The 15,237-nt window shown below is 67.0% G+C and carries 13 protein-coding genes; 5 read left to right on the top strand and 8 right to left on the bottom strand.

Going from position 1 to position 15,237, the window contains the following annotated elements; genetic code table 11:
- Positions 1 to 113 precede the first annotated feature (113 nt).
- The 3 genes from gcvT to gcvP all read left to right on the top strand — a co-directional run bounded on the left by gcvT (position 114) and on the right by gcvP (position 4,584).
- Positions 114 to 1,196 carry a glycine cleavage system aminomethyltransferase GcvT gene (gene gcvT / locus E8F12_RS16835; protein ID WP_280326357.1) on the top strand — a complete coding sequence of 361 codons (1,083 nt, stop codon included), beginning with the start codon at positions 114 to 116 and terminating at the stop codon, positions 1,194 to 1,196.
- 43 nt (positions 1,197 to 1,239) lie between these two features.
- Positions 1,240 to 1,629, top strand: coding sequence for a glycine cleavage system protein GcvH (gene gcvH / locus E8F12_RS16840; protein WP_280326358.1), 390 nt, complete (start codon positions 1,240 to 1,242; stop codon positions 1,627 to 1,629).
- A gap of 78 nt (positions 1,630 to 1,707) precedes the next feature.
- Positions 1,708 to 4,584, top strand: coding sequence for an aminomethyl-transferring glycine dehydrogenase (gene gcvP / locus E8F12_RS16845; protein WP_280326359.1), 2,877 nt, complete (start codon positions 1,708 to 1,710; stop codon positions 4,582 to 4,584).
- An 87-nt stretch (positions 4,585 to 4,671) separates the two neighbouring features.
- On the opposite strand, the gene E8F12_RS16850 is transcribed toward gcvP, so the two are convergent.
- The 6 genes from E8F12_RS16850 to E8F12_RS16875 form a co-directional block, all read right to left on the bottom strand.
- A complete protein-coding gene (locus E8F12_RS16850) occupies positions 4,672 to 4,980 on the bottom strand; it encodes a DUF2388 domain-containing protein (RefSeq protein WP_280289090.1) in 309 nt (102 codons plus the stop codon).
- Between the two features lie 104 nt (positions 4,981 to 5,084).
- The gene (locus E8F12_RS16855; protein ID WP_280326360.1) at positions 5,085 to 7,403 is read right to left on the bottom strand and encodes a tetratricopeptide repeat protein; all 2,319 of its coding nucleotides are present in this window, start codon (positions 7,401 to 7,403) and stop codon (positions 5,085 to 5,087) included.
- 94 nt (positions 7,404 to 7,497) lie between these two features.
- Positions 7,498 to 7,944, bottom strand: a complete 447-nt coding sequence (locus E8F12_RS16860; RefSeq protein WP_280326361.1) for an NfeD family protein — start codon at positions 7,942 to 7,944, stop codon at positions 7,498 to 7,500.
- Between the two features lie 4 nt (positions 7,945 to 7,948).
- Positions 7,949 to 8,869 (bottom strand): SPFH domain-containing protein, encoded by a 921-nt coding sequence (locus tag E8F12_RS16865; protein ID WP_280326362.1) that lies wholly within the window; start codon positions 8,867 to 8,869, stop codon positions 7,949 to 7,951.
- Between the two features lie 92 nt (positions 8,870 to 8,961).
- Complete coding sequence (locus E8F12_RS16870; RefSeq protein ID WP_280326363.1) at positions 8,962 to 10,746, bottom strand: GspE/PulE family protein; 1,785 nt, start codon at positions 10,744 to 10,746, stop codon at positions 8,962 to 8,964.
- A gap of 103 nt (positions 10,747 to 10,849) precedes the next feature.
- A complete protein-coding gene (locus tag E8F12_RS16875) occupies positions 10,850 to 11,164 on the bottom strand; it encodes a hypothetical protein (RefSeq protein ID WP_280326364.1) in 315 nt (104 codons plus the stop codon).
- A gap of 126 nt (positions 11,165 to 11,290) precedes the next feature.
- On the opposite strand from E8F12_RS16875, the gene E8F12_RS16880 reads away from it, so the two are divergent.
- Complete coding sequence (locus E8F12_RS16880; RefSeq protein WP_280326365.1) at positions 11,291 to 11,758, top strand: Lrp/AsnC family transcriptional regulator; 468 nt, start codon at positions 11,291 to 11,293, stop codon at positions 11,756 to 11,758.
- 102 nt (positions 11,759 to 11,860) lie between these two features.
- Here E8F12_RS16880 and E8F12_RS16885 read toward each other — a convergent pair whose 3' ends face one another.
- Both E8F12_RS16885 and E8F12_RS16890 read right to left on the bottom strand, forming a co-directional pair.
- The gene (locus tag E8F12_RS16885) at positions 11,861 to 12,544 is read right to left on the bottom strand and encodes a DUF502 domain-containing protein (protein ID WP_280326366.1); all 684 of its coding nucleotides are present in this window, start codon (positions 12,542 to 12,544) and stop codon (positions 11,861 to 11,863) included.
- Positions 12,545 to 12,572: 28 nt separating this feature from the next.
- Positions 12,573 to 13,937, bottom strand: a complete 1,365-nt coding sequence (locus E8F12_RS16890; protein ID WP_280326367.1) for a CYTH domain-containing protein — start codon at positions 13,935 to 13,937, stop codon at positions 12,573 to 12,575.
- 138 nt (positions 13,938 to 14,075) lie between these two features.
- Here E8F12_RS16890 and argE point away from each other — a divergent pair, with 138 nt between their 5' ends.
- Positions 14,076 to 15,233: an acetylornithine deacetylase gene (argE, locus tag E8F12_RS16895; RefSeq protein WP_280326368.1), complete on the top strand. Its 1,158-nt coding sequence runs from the start codon at positions 14,076 to 14,078 to the stop codon at positions 15,231 to 15,233.
- Positions 15,234 to 15,237 lie beyond the last annotated feature (4 nt).

Here is a 15,237-nt window from a genome sequence, read left to right on the forward strand (position 1 = left end):
CCGACCTTGCCGCTACAATGCGCGCCATTCGTTGCGGCCAGCCCGTTGCGGCAGCCGGCTCAGCCGGCGCCGACGTCCTGCCGCATCTTCGCCAAGCCCGGAAGGAGAAACCCATGGGACAGCGCACTCCACTGCATGACCAGCACCTGGCACTGGGAGCCAAGATGGTCGATTTCGGCGGCTGGGACATGCCGCTGCACTACGGCTCCCAGGTCGAGGAACACCACCAGGTGCGCCGCGATTGTGGCGTCTTCGACGTCTCTCACATGACCGTAGTCGATGTCAGCGGGCCGCAGGCCAGGGACTGGCTGCAAGTCCTGCTGGCGAACGATGTCGACCGCCTGCAGGCGCCCGGCAAGGCGCTCTACAGCCCCATGCTCGACGAGCAGGGCGGCATCGTCGACGATCTCATCGTCTACCTCACCGACTTCGGCTATCGCCTGGTGGTCAATGCCGCCACCCGCGACAAAGACATGGCCTGGTTGCAAGCGCGCAGCCAGGGCTTCGACGTGCAGCTGCGCGAGCGTGCCGAACTGGCCATGCTCGCTATCCAGGGCCCCAGCGCCCGCGCCAAGGTGGCCGAGCTGGTGAGCACCGAGCGCGCCGCGCTGATCCACGAACTCAAGCCCTTCCAGGGCCTGCCCGACGATGACTGGTTCATCGCCCGCACCGGCTACACCGGTGAGGACGGCCTGGAGATCATGCTCCCCGCCGACCAGGCCGCCGGCTTCTTCAACGAGCTGGTGGGCGCCGGTATCGCCCCCATCGGCCTCGGTGCCCGCGACACCCTGCGCCTGGAGGCCGGGATGAACCTCTACGGCCAGGACATGACCGAAGCGGTCTCGCCGCTGGTGTGCAACATGGCCTGGACCGTTGCCTGGGAACCCGCGACCCGCGACTTCATCGGCCGTCAGGCCCTGGAAGCCGAGCGCGCCGCCGGCGTGGCCAGCAAGCTGGTCGGCCTGGTGCTGGAAGAGCGCGGTGTGCTGCGCGCCCATCAGGTGGTGCGGGTGGAAGGCGTGGGCGAGGGCGAGATCACCAGCGGCAGCTTCTCCCCGACCCTGAACAAATCCATCGCCCTGGCCCGAGTACCGGCTGCGACCGGCGAGCGTGCCGAGGTGGAAATCCGCGGCAAGTGGTTCCCGGTGCGCGTCGTGCGGCCGAACTTCGTGCGCAATGGCAAGGCCTTGATCTAAATTTGCAGGCGGGCCATCCGCCACAGACTCTGAGGAACTCAACATGAGCAACATCCCCGCTGAACTGCGTTACGCCCCCAGCCACGAGTGGGCCCGTCTGGAAGCCGATGGCAGCGTTACCGTGGGCATCACCGACCATGCCCAGGAAGCCCTGGGCGACGTGGTCTTCGTCGAGCTGCCGGAAGTTGGCAAGACCCTGGCCGCCGGTCAGGAAGCCGGTGTGGTGGAATCGGTGAAGGCCGCCTCCGACATCTACGCGCCGATCGGCGGCGAAGTGATCGCCGTGAACGAGGCCGTCAGCGACGCGCCCGAGAGCGTCAACAGCGATCCCTACGGCAGCTGGTTCTTCAAGCTCAAGCCGAGCGACACCGCCGAGTTGGAAAAACTGCTCGACGCCGCCGCCTACAAGGCAGCCGCCGACGCCGATAGCTGATTCTCCCGCTATCCTTGCAAAAAGCCTCGCTAGTCGAGGCTTTTTGCTTTTCACAAGAGGCGAAACGAGGTCCTGCCCATGTCCCAGATGCCCTCGCTGTCCCTGCTCCAACTGCCCGACGCCTTCCTCCGCCGCCACCTGGGGCCGGACGAGGCCGAACAGCGGGCCATGCTCGAGGCCCTGGGCCTCGCCAGCCTCGATGAGCTGATCGTACAGACGGTGCCGCCGGCGATCCGCCTCAACCGGCCCCTGGAGCTGCCGCCGGCGCTGGACGAGCAGCAGGCCCTGGCCAAGCTGCGTGGCTACGCCGAGCAGAACCAGCTATGGACCAGCCTGATCGGCATGGGCTACTACGGCACCGTTACGCCCACCGTGATATTGCGCAACGTGCTGGAAAGCCCGGGCTGGTACACCGCCTACACGCCCTACCAGCCGGAGATCGCCCAGGGCCGGCTGGAGGCCCTGCTGAACTTCCAGCAACTGACCATCGACCTCACCGGCCTCGATCTCGCCAGCGCCTCCCTGCTGGACGAGGCCACCGCCGCCGCCGAGGCCATGGCCCTGGCCAAGCGGGTGGCCAAGTCGAAGAGCAACCTGTTCTTCGTCGACGAAGACTGCCACCCGCAGACCATCTCGGTGGTGCAGACCCGCGCCGACGCCTTCGGCTTCGACCTGGTGGTGGCTCCTGTGGATAATCTGGCGCAGCACGAAGTGTTCGGCGCCCTGCTGCAGTACCCCGACACCCACGGCGAGATCCGCGACCTGCGGCCCCTGATCGAGCACCTGCACGGTCAGCAGGCCCTGGCCTGCGTCGGTGCCGACCTGCTCAGCCTGCTGCTGCTCACCCCGCCCGGTGAGCTGGGGGCGGATGTGGCCTTCGGATCGGCCCAGCGCTTTGGCGTGCCCATGGGCTACGGCGGGCCCCACGCGGCCTTCTTCGCCACTCGTGACGAATTCAAGCGCGCCATGCCCGGACGCATCATCGGCGTCTCCAAGGACGCCCGCGGCAACGTCGCCCTGCGCATGGCCCTGCAGACCCGCGAGCAGCACATCCGCCGCGAGAAGGCCAACTCCAACATCTGCACGGCCCAGGTGCTGCTGGCCAATATCGCCAGCTGCTACGCCGTCTACCACGGCCCCGAGGGCCTGAAGCGCATCGCCCAGCGCGTCCACCGGCTCACCGCCATCCTGGCCGAAGGCCTGGCGCGCCGGGGCATCCAGCGTGACAACCAGTATTTCTTCGACACCCTGACCCTGGATGTGGGCGGCAGCCAGACCGCCGTGATCGAGTCGGCCAAGGCCGCGCGCATCAACCTGCGCATTCTCGGCCGCGGCAAGCTGGGGGTCAGCCTCGACGAGACCTGCACGGCAGACACCGTGGAGCAACTGTTCGGCATTTTCCTCGGTGCCGACCATGGCCTGTCCGTCGCCGAGCTGGACGAAAGCGTGATCATCGGTGGCATTCCGGCCGACCTCGCGCGGAGCAGCGGCTACCTCGACCACCCGGTGTTCAATGCCCACCACAGCGAAACCGAGATGCTGCGCTACCTCAAACAGCTGGAGAACAAGGACCTGGCGCTGAACCAGGCGATGATCCCGCTGGGCTCCTGCACCATGAAGCTCAACGCCACCAGCGAGATGATCCCCATCACCTGGCCGGAACTCGCCAACCTGCACCCCTTCGCGCCGCGGACGCAGGCCCTGGGCTACAAGCTGATGATCGACGAGCTGGAGGCCTGGCTCTGCGCCATCACCGGCTTCGATGCCATCTGCATGCAACCCAATTCCGGCGCCCAGGGCGAGTACGCTGGACTGCTCGCCATCCGCCGCTACCACGAGAGCCGTGGGGAGGGGCACCGCAACATCTGCCTGATCCCGGCCTCGGCCCACGGCACCAACCCGGCCTCGGCGCAGATGGCCAGCATGCGCGTGGTGATAGTGGAGTGCGACCAGGACGGCAACGTCGATCTGGAGGACCTGAAGCGCAAGGCCGCCGAGGCCGGCGGCCAGCTGGCCTGCCTGATGGCCACCTATCCCTCTACCCATGGGGTCTACGAGGAGGGCATCCGCGAGATCTGCGAGGTTATCCACAGCCACGGCGGCCAGGTCTACATGGATGGCGCCAACCTCAACGCCCAGGTGGGGCTGGCGCGACCGGCGGACATCGGCGCCGACGTCTCCCACATGAACCTGCACAAGACCTTCTGCATCCCCCATGGCGGCGGCGGGCCGGGCATGGGGCCGATCGGTGTGCGCGCGCACCTGGCGCCCTTCGTCGCCAATCACCCGGTGATCGAGCTCAAGGGGCCGAACCCGGAGAACGGTGCCGTCAGCGCGGCGCCCTGGGGCAGCGCGAGCATTCTGCCGATCAGCTGGATGTACATCGCCATGATGGGCCCGGAGCTGGCCGATGCCACCGAGGTCGCCATCCTCAATGCCAACTACCTTGCCCGGCAACTGGGCGATGCCTACCCGGTGCTCTACAGCGGACGCAACGGCCGCGTGGCCCACGAGTGCATCCTCGACCTGCGGCCGCTCAAGGCGGAAACCGGCATCACCGAGGAAGACGTGGCCAAGCGGCTGATGGACTACGGCTTCCATGCGCCGACCATGAGCTTCCCGGTGCCCGGCACCCTGATGATCGAGCCCACCGAGAGCGAGTCCAAGCACGAGCTGGACCGCTTCATCGAGGCCATGCTGAGCATTCGCGGGGAGATCGCCAAGGTCCAGGCCGGCGACTGGCCGGCCGAGGACAACCCGCTCAAGCGCGCGCCACACACCCTGGCGGACGTGATCGGCCACTGGGAGCGGCCCTACAGCATCGAGGAAGCCGTCACCCCCACCGCCCATACCCGCGCCCACAAGTACTGGCCAACGGTGAATCGGGTGGACAACGTCTACGGCGACCGCAACCTGTTCTGCGCCTGCGTGCCGGTGGAGGATTATCGGGAGTAGGCGGAAAGGGCAGGCCGCGGGTGCGGGTCCGGGGAAAGACGAACGCCCCGCGCGACCGGATCAGGCGGCGCGGGGCGTTTCGGGGTATCACTCTTCGGTGGCCAGGATCGCGTTGGCCAGCTCGCTGTCAGTGGCCTTGAGATCGGGGTGCTCGCTGCGGATCCGCTGCAGCGCGGCTTCCAGGTAGGGGCCGCGGATTTCGCCGTTACTGGCGACGAAACTGCTGGCATCGTCGCGGGCCGCGACTATCAGTTTGTCGTCCTTGAAGGTGAGGTAGGTGGAAGCGGTGGTGGCGCCGGAGGAAATGATGTCGCGCCAGAAATCACTGTCCGCCATGGCCGAGCCAACCGGTAGGGCGATCAGGGCGAGTACTGCTGCAAACAGGCGGGTGCGCATGAGGGGGGTACTCCGTTTCGCGGTGGACCTGAAACATCAGATTCAGCCGTCCGACGCGGAGTTCCGCCTCGCTGCCCACTGGTCATGGCGGCTTGCCATCCCCCTCACTCCCTGCGCAAGACCGGGTCGTCCGGATTCTGCTGCTCCAGCTCCGCCAGGAGTGCCTGAACCTTCTGGATCTGCCCGGCCTCGCGCCAGTAGCTGATCAGCGTCAGGCGCGCCTCGCGGTTGGCCGGGTCGCGCTCCAGCAGTTTTTCCAGACGGTGGCTGGCCTCCTCCAGCTGACCGCTGTCGTGCAGGGCCACGGCATAGACGTAGTCGTACTGGCTGTTCTGCGGTTCCAGGCGCACGGCTTCGGCGAAGGCCTTGAGCGCGGCCGGCAGGTCGCCCTTGCGCACCAGCATCAGGCCATTGGCATGGTGCAGCAGGCCCGACTTCGGGTGTTCCTGCAGCCCCTTGTCGAGCAGGGCTCGACCTTCTTCCCAGCGGAAATTGCCATCCAGCCACTGCACCAGGCTGACCAGTGCCGGGAGGAAGTCCGGGTCCCGTTGCAGGGCGGTCCGCAGGTGCGGCTCCACCATGGCCGAGCGACCGTTGGCCTGGTAGAGCATGGCCAGGTTGAGGTTGGCCTCGGCGCGCTCCTGCAGGCTGAGCTGCACGGCCTCGTATTCGTCTATGGCCTTGTTCCAGGTCTTCTCGTAGTTGCCGAGGCCCGTGGTGCGCATGCCCAGCAGTTCGTAGGCGGCGGCGATGCGCACGGCGCGCTGCGGATCGCTCAACAGAGGCGCCAGCAGGTTGCGGCGCTGCTCCGGCGGCACCAGGGCGGCCACGGTCTTGATGGCCGCCTCGCGCACCTGCGGCGCGGGGTTGACCAGGTCCCTGGCGGCCGCCTTGAGGGCGCGCTCGCTGGGGTAGGCGGGCAGCTCGGCCAGCAGGGTGGCGCGGCGGATGGCCGGCAGATCCTTGGACTCCAGTTGCTGGAACAGCGCCCGCGAGGCCCCGGGTTTGCCATTGCGGATCAGCCACAGGCTCTCGTCGTAGCGCGGCGCGGCGGGCTTGGCTTCGCCGTACCAGAGGCGGAACTGCTCGGCGACCATGCTCCCGGGCTGGCCGGCGTGGCACCCGAGGCAGGCGTCCGGAGTGCCCAGGCGCAGGGCGCGCGCCGGGTTGGGCAGGGTGAAGCCATGGTCGTGGCGGTAGTCGTTGACCATGAAGAACTTGCCCGGCATGTGGCAATCCACGCACTGGGCACCGGCCTGGCCCTGGGCGTGGTGATGGTGTTCGGGCGAGTCATAGTTCTTCGCCTTCAGCCCCTTGCCGTCGATCCCTTCGACACCCGGCTTGCCGGCGGGGTTGTGGCACTGCAGGCAGACGCCGTTGCCCGGGGCCTTGAGCGCCGTGCTGTGGGGGTTGTGGCAATTGCTGCAGCGCACGCCCTTGGCGAACATCTTGCTCTGGCTGAAGGCGCCGTACTCGAACACCTCTTCCTTGATCTTGCCGTCCAGTTCATAGAGTTCGCGGGTCAGGGCGCTGGGCAGGTAGTCGTCCATCAGCCGCCGGTCGCTGTGGTAGCCGTCGTCCAGGGGCGCGCGGCGGGAATGGCAGCGGGCGCAGGTTTCGACCTCGGTGAGCGCGTCGGCCTTGGCCAGGTCGAGGGCAAAGCCGGCGTTGACCCCGCCGCGCCCATTCGCCGCCCATTCCAGGTGCTTCGATGCGGGGCCGTGGCAGGCCTGGCAGCCAACGCCCAGGCTATTCCAGTGACTGGCGAAGCGGTCGCTGGCCGGGTCGTAATTGCGTTTGAAATCGGTGGTGTGGCACTCCACGCACATGAAGTTGGCGTTCTGCTGTGGGCGGCTCCAGTGCAGCGGGTCCTTGAAGTCCACGCCCTGGCCCGGATAGAGGTGGAACCAGGCGCGCTTCTCCCCGTCCCAGGCCAGGCCCAGGGCCTGCAGGCGGCCGCCGGGGACTTCGATCAGGTACTGCTGCAGGGGCGCGACGCCGAAGGCGTAGGCCACCTTGAAATCCGCGGCCTTGCCATCCGCACCGGGGGTGTTGACCCAGAAACCGCCGTCCTTTTTGAAGAAGCGCGTGGTTTCCTTGTCGTCCTTGAAGCGGGCGTCGTTAAAGTCGCCGAGCACGCTGGCACCGCTCGCCTCCTGCATGGCCAACTGGTGGTGGCTGCCCTGCCAGTCCTTGGCTTGCTGCGCATGGCAACCGGCGCACTGGCCTTCCTCGACCATGCTGGCCGGCTGTGCGACGGCTAGGGGTGGCGGTGGCTCATTGCGCGGCAGCCCGGCGGGGCCGCCCTGGAGGTACAGCCAGATGCCGAGGCTGGCCAGCAGGAGGAGACCGGCCAGGACCGGGTAGATGGGGCGATGGGACAGGGCGGCCTTCTTAGCGAACTTCTTGTGGTGCTTCGACATGCAGACATCCGCTGTGCTGGCGAGCGTGCTTCAGGGTGGCGTGCAGGTTCCGTGAATGTCCCCGAAGCCGTCAAGGCTGCATGGCGATTCGACCTCAGGCTGGCTCCACCCTGAGCAGCACGCCGTCCTGGCCGACGACGCGCACCTGGCTGCCGGCGGGCAGGTCGGGGCCGATCACCAGCCAGACCGAGTCGCCGGCGCGGATCTTGCCGCGGCCGCCGCTGATGGCTTCATGCAGGGCGAACTGGCGGCCGATGAACTCCTGGCCGCGCTGGTTCAGGCCTGGCTGCTCGGAGGGCTTGGCGGCGCTGCGCTGGCGGCGCCACCAGAACACCGCGGTGAGGATCGACAGCACGCCGAAGAGCAGGAACTGGATGGCCCAGTGCAGCTCGGGGACGATGAAGGTGAGCACGCCGACGCAGGCCGCGGCCACGCCGATCCACAGCAGGTAGCCGCCGGCGCCGAAGACTTCGAGGATCAGCAGCAGGGTGCCCAGGGCCAGCCAGTCCCAGTACGTCAGGTTCTGCAGGTAGTTCCACATGGACTCAGCCCTTGTTGCCGTCGAAGGTGGCGCGCACGATTTCGCCGATGCCGCCCACCGCGCCTATCACCTGGCTGGCTTCCAGCGGCATCAGCACCACTTTGCTGTTGTTCGCGCTGGCCAGATTGCCCAGGGCCTCGACGTACTTTTGCGCGACGAAGTAGTTCACCGCCTGCACGTTGCCCTTGGCGATGGCGTCGGAGACCACGCGGGTCGCCTCGGCTTCGGCCTGGGCCGCGCGCTCGCGGGCCTCGGCTTCTAGGAAGGCCGCCTGGCGCTCGCCTTCGGCCTTGAGGATCTGCGCCTGCTTCTCGCCTTCGGCGGTAAGGATCTCCGCCTGGCGGCGACCTTCGGCCTCGAGAATCTGCGCGCGCTTGAGGCGCTCGGCCTTCATCTGGCTGGCCATGGCCTCCACCAGGTCGGCGGGCGGGGTGATGTCCTTGATCTCGATGCGGGTGACCTTGATGCCCCAGGGCGCGGTGGCTTCGTCCACGGTGCGCAGCAGGCGCTCGTTGATCGAGTCGCGCTGGCTGAGCATGGCGTCCAGCTCCATGGAGCCGAGCACGGTGCGGATGTTGGTCATCACCAGGTTGCGGATGGCGTGCTCCAGGTCGTTGACCTCGTAGGCCGCCTGGGCGGTGTTGATCACCTGGAAGAAGCACACGGCGTCGATGGTGACGATGGCGTTGTCAGCGCTGATGGCTTCCTGCGGCGGAATGTCCAGCACGCTTTCCATGACGTTGATCTTGCGGCCGATGCGGTCCATCACCGGCACTATGATATTCAGCCCCGGCCTGAGGGTGTTGGTGTAGCGGCCGAAGCGCTCTACCGTCCACTCGAAGCCTTGCGGCACGACCTTGAATCCCATGAAGACGATCGCGACCGCCAGGGCGACGAAGAGGATGACGACACTGCCGATTTCCATGGGAATTGCTCCGTTTGCTGGCTGTGGTTCTTATGTGTAGGCAGTTATAGCCCAGGGTTGGCCGGGGCCCCTCGCCCCAGCCGCCTAGCATTTCATTTCTGTTCGCTTTGTGGCGTGACCCGCAGCACTTCTTCGATGGTCGTCAGGCCCGTGGCGACCTTCTGCGCACCGGACAGGCGCAGGCTGCGCATGCCTTCCTTGAAGGCCGCGCGGCGCAGGGCGATCAGGTCGGTGTCGGCGGTAATCAGCGGTTTGATGCCATCGGACAGCAGCATGATCTCGTAGACCCCCGCACGGCCACGGTAGCCGGTGTCGCGGCATTCCAGGCAGCCGACGGCGCGGTGCGCGCCGGTGGGCATCGGCGCGCTCCAGGGCTTGGTCAGGTTGCTCCAGTCGTCCTCGCGCAGCTCCAAGGGCGCCTTGCAGTGCGGGCAGAGGGTGCGCACCAGGCGCTGGGCCATGACCCCGAGCAGGGTGGCGCGCAACAGGTAGTAGGGCACGCCCAGCTCCAGCAGGCGGGTAATCGCGCTGGGGGCGTCATTGGTGTGCAGGGTGGAGAGCACCAGGTGGCCGGTAAGGGCAGCCTGGATGGCCATCTCGGCGGTCTCCAGGTCGCGGATCTCGCCGACCATGATGATGTCCGGGTCCTGCCGCATCAGCGCGCGCACGCCGCTGGCGAAGGTCAGGTCGATGTTGTGCTGCACCTGCATCTGGTTGAAGGCGCCCTCGATCATCTCGATGGGGTCTTCGATGGTGCAGACGTTCACCTCGCTGGTGGCCAGTTGCTTGAGCGTGGTGTAAAGCGTGGTGGTCTTGCCCGAGCCGGTGGGGCCGGTGACCAGGATGATGCCGTTGGGCTGGTTGGTCATGCTCTGCCAGCGGCGCAGGTCGTCCTGGGAGAAGCCGAGCTGGTCGAAGCTCTTCAGCAGCACCTCGGGGTCGAAGATCCGCATCACCATCTTCTCGCCGAAGGCCGTGGGCAGCGTGGAGAGACGCAGCTCCACCTCGCCGCCGTCCGGGGTCTTGGTCTTGACCCGGCCATCCTGCGGCTTGCGCTTCTCCGCCACATTCATCCGCCCGAGGCTCTTCAGGCGGCTGACCACGGCCATGGTGACCTGGGGCGGGAACTGGTAGACGGTGTGCAGCACGCCGTCGATGCGGAAGCGCACCGAGCCCTGCTCACGGCGTGGCTCGATGTGGATATCGCTGGCGCGCTGCTGGTAGGCGTACTGGAACAGCCAGTCGACGATATTGACGATATGCGCGTCGTTGGCGTCCGGCTCCTGTTCGCTGGAACCGAGCTTGAGCAGCTGCTCGAAGTTGCCGACGCCGCTGATCTTCTGGTCCACCGCGCTGGCGCCGCTGACGGACTTGGCCAGGCGGTAGAACTCCAGGGTGAACCTCTGAATGTCCACCGGGTTGGCCACCACGCGCTTGATCGGGCGCTTGAGCACGTGGGTCAGGTTGCTTTCCCAGCTCTGCACGAAGGGCTGGGCGCTGGCGATGGTCACCGCTTCGCTGTTCACGGCGACGGCGAGGATCTTGTGGCGCTGGGCGAAGGCGTAGGACATCAGCGGGGTGACGGCGGCGACGTCGATCTTCAGCGGGTCGATGCGCAAGTAGGGTTGCCCGGCATGCTCGGCCAGCCAGTGGCTGAGCGTTTCCAGGTCGAGTTTCTTGCCCGGGCGCTTTAGGTCATCCACCTGCTGGCTGGCGAGGAATTCCAGGGGGTGCTGCTGGTTGTTCACCGCACTGCGGCGGATGGCCAGGCAGTGCTCGGCCTGATCCTGGTCCAGACGGCCCTGGGCCACCAATTCACGCATCAGGTCATTGAGATCCAGCCAACGGTCCTGGGCGGGTGAGGCAAAGGCGGACATGCAAGCTCCTCGGTCACGCTGCTCTGTCTGGAAGAGTAGTCAAACGCTCTTCCGGTAGGACGGCAAGCATGCCCGAATCGCCGAGGCGCCGCTAAGCGCTGGATCAAGGAACGGGAGAGTGCTCCACCTCCACCGAGAACACGCCAACCTGCGAGCGCATCTTCCGCGCCACGACCTCCGCCCGGTGCGGCGTCAGCCCAGGCTGGCGCAGCTGCACCAGGAGGTTGTCGCCCAGACGGTTGACCTCCAGCCAGCGCGGCACCAGTTGCAGCTGAGCGAAGAAGCCGAGCAGGCGGCCGAGGACGTCCGCTTCCGCCTCGGCGAGGATGGCGAACTGCATTTCGCAGGCCTGGAGGCGGGCGGTGTGCGGGTGCCAATGGTCTTCCCGTAGGAGCGGTGTGGGCTGGAGGCTGAGCATGGATGATTCCTCGGTGGGGACGCCGCTAGTTTTCCAGCTCGCCGCAGGATTTTTCTGCCTGATTCGAGGGAAATGGAGGAATCTTTGGATAGACTTTCCTGGTAGTCAACGAAACCGGGAATTTTTATGTCCGTCACCCTGGATGCCTACGACAAACGCATACTCGAGCTGCTGCAAGAGGACGCCAGCCTGGCTACCGCCGAGATCGCCGAGCGGGTGGGGCTGTCGCAGTCGCCCTGCTGGCGGCGCATCCAGCGTCTCAAGGAGGAGGGGGTGATCCGCCGCCAGGTGACCCTGCTGGACCGGCGCAAGATCGGCCTCAACGCCCAGGTGTTCGCCCAGGTCAAGCTCAATGCCCACGGCCGTTCCAACCTCACCGAGTTCGCCGAGGCCATGCGCCAGTTCCCTGAAGTGCTGGAATGCCATGTGCTGATGGGCGCGGTGGACTTCATGCTGCGTATCGTCACCAAGGACATCGAGGCCTACGAGCGCTTCTTCTTCGAGAAGCTGTCGCTGGTGCCGGGGATACAGGAAGTGAACTCCATCGTGGCGCTGTCGGAGATCAAGTCCACCACCAGCCTGCACATCGAGTAGGTTGCGGCTGAGCGACGCGAAGCCCAACGATCGGAGCCCCAGGAACTCCCTGCCGGTCAATGTTGGGCTTCGCAGGCTCAGACCTGCGCGGCCCGCACCAACCTACGGGGATTGGTCGCTGGGGATAGCTACCGACTCCTTAGCCAGCTTCCCCGCCTGGTGCGGCGAGGTCAGCCCCATGGACAGGTAGATGCCAGTCAGCCCATCTACGCCCATGTCGGCCGGGCGCACCCAGTCCACCGGGACGTAGATCAGCCCGCCACCCACCGGGATGGGTGCGCTGGGCACGAGCACGGCGCAGTACTGGCGGCCTTCGAGTTCGAAGCTTTCCGGGCTGGGCCGCAGTGCCAGCACGGCGGCGCCGTCGCCGCCGAAGAAGCACCAGACCGGGCTCATGGCGGTGATGTCGGCGTTCTTGCTGCGGTCCAACAGGCCGACGAAGCGGTCCGCCAGGCTGTAGAGGCTGCCGATCAGCGGCGCGCGGCGCAGGGTCATGTCCAGCAGCCAGGCCAGCGGCCGGCGCAGGCCGAGCTGCACCGCCAGGCCAAGGGGATAAAGGCTGCCCAGCAGCACCAGGGTGCCGACAAAGTAGGCCAGGACGGGGTTGCTGGCGAAATGTTGGCCGAGGGCGCCGAGTAGCTGGCCGATCACCGTGGAGGGGCCCACCAGCTTGTTCAGCAGGCTGACCAGCCAGGCCAGCAGCGCCAGGGTCAGGACCAACGGCAGCAGGGCCAGCAGGCCGGTCAGCCAGGTGGTGACCACGGAGCGGAAGCTTTGCCGAAGCATGGTGGTGGGGCTCCTCGAATCTAGCGCCTTACCGGGTCAGCGCCTTCCAGCTACGCAGGCTGATCAGGGTCTGCGCCTGTTCGCTGCGGGCGGCCAGCACTTCGCCGTCCAGCGGCAGAGCGGCCAGTTCGGCGAACTTGGCCAGCTCGCCGTAGCCGCGGTCGATTTCCGCCACGTCGAGCACCTGGCGCGCGAGGCGCAGCCACACCAGCAGGCGCTCGATGCGCGGCAGCTGTTCGGCCAGGTCCTCGGGCTGGCGCTTGTAGCGCTCCAGCTTCAGCGCCTCGGCTTCTTCGCCGAGCATGCGCGGCAGCCAGTTGCCGAGCGGCGCCTTGCCCTGGCGGTTGCCGCGGTCGTTGCGCTCGACGGTCCAGGCGCGGGCCAGCAGCCAGCGCGAGGCGTTGAGCGAGAACAGGCCCCAGCGGGTGCCCTGTAGCTCTTCGGTGAATTGCTTTGGCGCGGCATGGCGTACGGCTTCATCCTGCTCGCCGGCCTGCAGCCGCAGGCGCCAGTCCTTCAGTAGGGCGTCCAGTGCTTCACGCAGGTCGTGGCTGCTGGCGCGCGGTGCGGCCTGGCCAAGGCTGCCGATCAGGGCGCGCAGGTCGATGAGTTGCTGCACCCAGTCCACCAGCAGTTTCCAATGGCCATTGAAGCGGTACTGCTCGGCCAGACGCTGGCTGCTGCCCAGCAGGTGCCAGGCGAGGGCGGCGAAGGCGTCGTCCAGCGGCAGCTCCGCTGTCAGCTCCGGGGCCGGCAGGCTGAGGTGGTAGCTGTTGGCATCATGCAGGCGGTAGCCGCGCTCGGCCTTGCTGATGTCGCAGGGCATCAGCGGCAGGTCGGCGGCCAGCTCCGCAGCCAGCTCCAGCAGGGCTTCCGGCTCGCCCTGGCGCAGTTCCAGCTCCAGCTCGCAGATTTCTTCTTCCTGCTTGCCGGCGATCACCTTGCCCAGGTCCAGGGCGGCCTCGATTACCACCTTGGCCTTGCCGCGGCCCCAGGCGATCTCGGCCCGGTCGCGGGCGAAGTCGGTGGTGAAGATCGGCTTGAGCTGCTTCTTGTCGAGCTCGGCCAGGCTGGCAGGCCAGCAGTCGTCGGTAAGTTTCTTCGGGTCCAGCTTGGCCTTGTCCAGGTACCAGTCCCACTCGTTGCGCTCGGACAGGCCGGCCACGCTCTGACCACGGGTCTTGAGGGTCTGGATGAACTGCTCGCCATCGCGGCGCAGGCGCAGGGCCACGCGGGCCTGGGCGAGGTCGCGCGCGGGAGTGTCGAAGTACTGGTTGAAGAGCTCGCGGCGTTCCCAGCCGGATTTGTTGCGCTTCTTCAGCAGCGGATGGTCGCGCAGGGCTTCCAGGGTTTCGCGGCTGGCGCGAAGCTTGATTTCGGTCTCTTTGTTCATGGCCGGCGTCTTTCAGGCGCAGCCAGGGGGTGGCTGCCAAGGCCGTGAAGTCTACAGGACAGGTCCCGGCCTTGCCGCAGCGGTTTCGCCTGGCGCGGCCTTGGGCCTATGATGATCCCTCGTCCGTGGAGGCCCCCGATGTCCGTTCCAGACCTGAAATCGCAGTTCGCCGCGCTGATCGCCACGCCCTCGGTGAGCTGCACCCAGCCCAACTGGGACCAGTCGAACCAGGCGGTGATCGAACTGCTGGCCGCCTGGCTCGGCGACCTCGGCTTCCGCTGCGAGATCCAGCAGGTGGCGCCGGGCAAGGCCAATCTGCTGGCCACCTATGGCACCGGCCCCGGCGGCCTGGTGCTGGCCGGGCACAGCGATACGGTGCCCTTCGATGGCGCCCTGTGGAAAACCGACCCGCTGAAACTCAGCGAGGCGGATGGCCGCTGGTACGGCCTGGGCAGCTGCGACATGAAGGGCTTCTTCCCGCTGGCCATCGAGGCCGTGCGCGGTTTGCTGGACCAACCGTTCCGCCAGCCGCTGATGATCCTCGCCACCTGCGACGAGGAAAGCTCCATGGCCGGCGCCCGTGCCCTGGCCGAGGCCGGTCGGCCGCTGGGCCGCGCGGCGGTGATCGGCGAGCCCACGGGGCTCAAGCCCATCCGCCTGCACAAGGGCGTGATGATGGAACGCATCGACATCCTCGGGCAGAGCGGCCACTCCTCCGACCCCAGCCTTGGCCGCAGCGCCCTGGAAGCCATGCATGCGGTGATGAGCGACCTGATCGCACTGCGTGGCGAGTGGCAGCAAGAGTTCCGCAACCCGCAGTTCAGCGTGCCGCAGCCCACCCTCAACCTTGGTTGCATCCACGGCGGCGACAATCCCAACCGCATCTGCGGCCAGTGCAGCCTGGAGTTCGACCTGCGGCCGCTGCCGGGGATGAACCCCGAGACGTTGCGCGCGGTGATCCGCCAGCGCCTGCGGCCGGTGGCCGAGCACTTCCAGGTGAAGATCGACTTCAAGCCGCTGTTCCCGGCGGTGCCGCCCTTCGAGCAGTCGCCGGAAAGTGATCTGGTGCGCCTGGCCGAACGTCTTACTGGCCATACCGCGCAGGCGGTGGCCTTCGGCACCGAAGCGCCTTATCTTCAGCAGCTCGGTTGCGAGACCCTGGTGCTTGGTCCTGGCGATATCGCCTGCGCCCACCAGCCGGACGAGCACCTCGAGTTGTCACGGATCGAGCCTACCGTTGCGCTATTGCGCCAGCTCATCCAGCATTACTGCCTGCAATCCGCCACCACGTCCTGACCGG

Source organism: Pseudomonas sp. BN102, assembly GCF_029871245.1.
Taxonomy (GTDB): domain Bacteria; phylum Pseudomonadota; class Gammaproteobacteria; order Pseudomonadales; family Pseudomonadaceae; genus Metapseudomonas.

Coding starts and splice junctions, on each gene's coding strand:
- gcvT (WP_280326357.1), top strand. CDS start 114: ATGGGACAGCGCACTCCACTGCATGACCAGCACCTGGCACTGGGAGCC.
- gcvH (WP_280326358.1), top strand. CDS start 1,240: ATGAGCAACATCCCCGCTGAACTGCGTTACGCCCCCAGCCACGAGTGG.
- gcvP (WP_280326359.1), top strand. CDS start 1,708: ATGTCCCAGATGCCCTCGCTGTCCCTGCTCCAACTGCCCGACGCCTTC.
- E8F12_RS16850 (WP_280289090.1), bottom strand. CDS start 4,980: ATGCGCACCCGCCTGTTTGCAGCAGTACTCGCCCTGATCGCCCTACCG.
- E8F12_RS16855 (WP_280326360.1), bottom strand. CDS start 7,403: ATGTCGAAGCACCACAAGAAGTTCGCTAAGAAGGCCGCCCTGTCCCAT.
- E8F12_RS16860 (WP_280326361.1), bottom strand. CDS start 7,944: ATGTGGAACTACCTGCAGAACCTGACGTACTGGGACTGGCTGGCCCTG.
- E8F12_RS16865 (WP_280326362.1), bottom strand. CDS start 8,869: ATGGAAATCGGCAGTGTCGTCATCCTCTTCGTCGCCCTGGCGGTCGCG.
- E8F12_RS16870 (WP_280326363.1), bottom strand. CDS start 10,746: ATGTCCGCCTTTGCCTCACCCGCCCAGGACCGTTGGCTGGATCTCAAT.
- E8F12_RS16875 (WP_280326364.1), bottom strand. CDS start 11,164: ATGCTCAGCCTCCAGCCCACACCGCTCCTACGGGAAGACCATTGGCAC.
- E8F12_RS16880 (WP_280326365.1), top strand. CDS start 11,291: ATGTCCGTCACCCTGGATGCCTACGACAAACGCATACTCGAGCTGCTG.
- E8F12_RS16885 (WP_280326366.1), bottom strand. CDS start 12,544: ATGCTTCGGCAAAGCTTCCGCTCCGTGGTCACCACCTGGCTGACCGGC.
- E8F12_RS16890 (WP_280326367.1), bottom strand. CDS start 13,937: ATGAACAAAGAGACCGAAATCAAGCTTCGCGCCAGCCGCGAAACCCTG.
- argE (WP_280326368.1), top strand. CDS start 14,076: ATGTCCGTTCCAGACCTGAAATCGCAGTTCGCCGCGCTGATCGCCACG.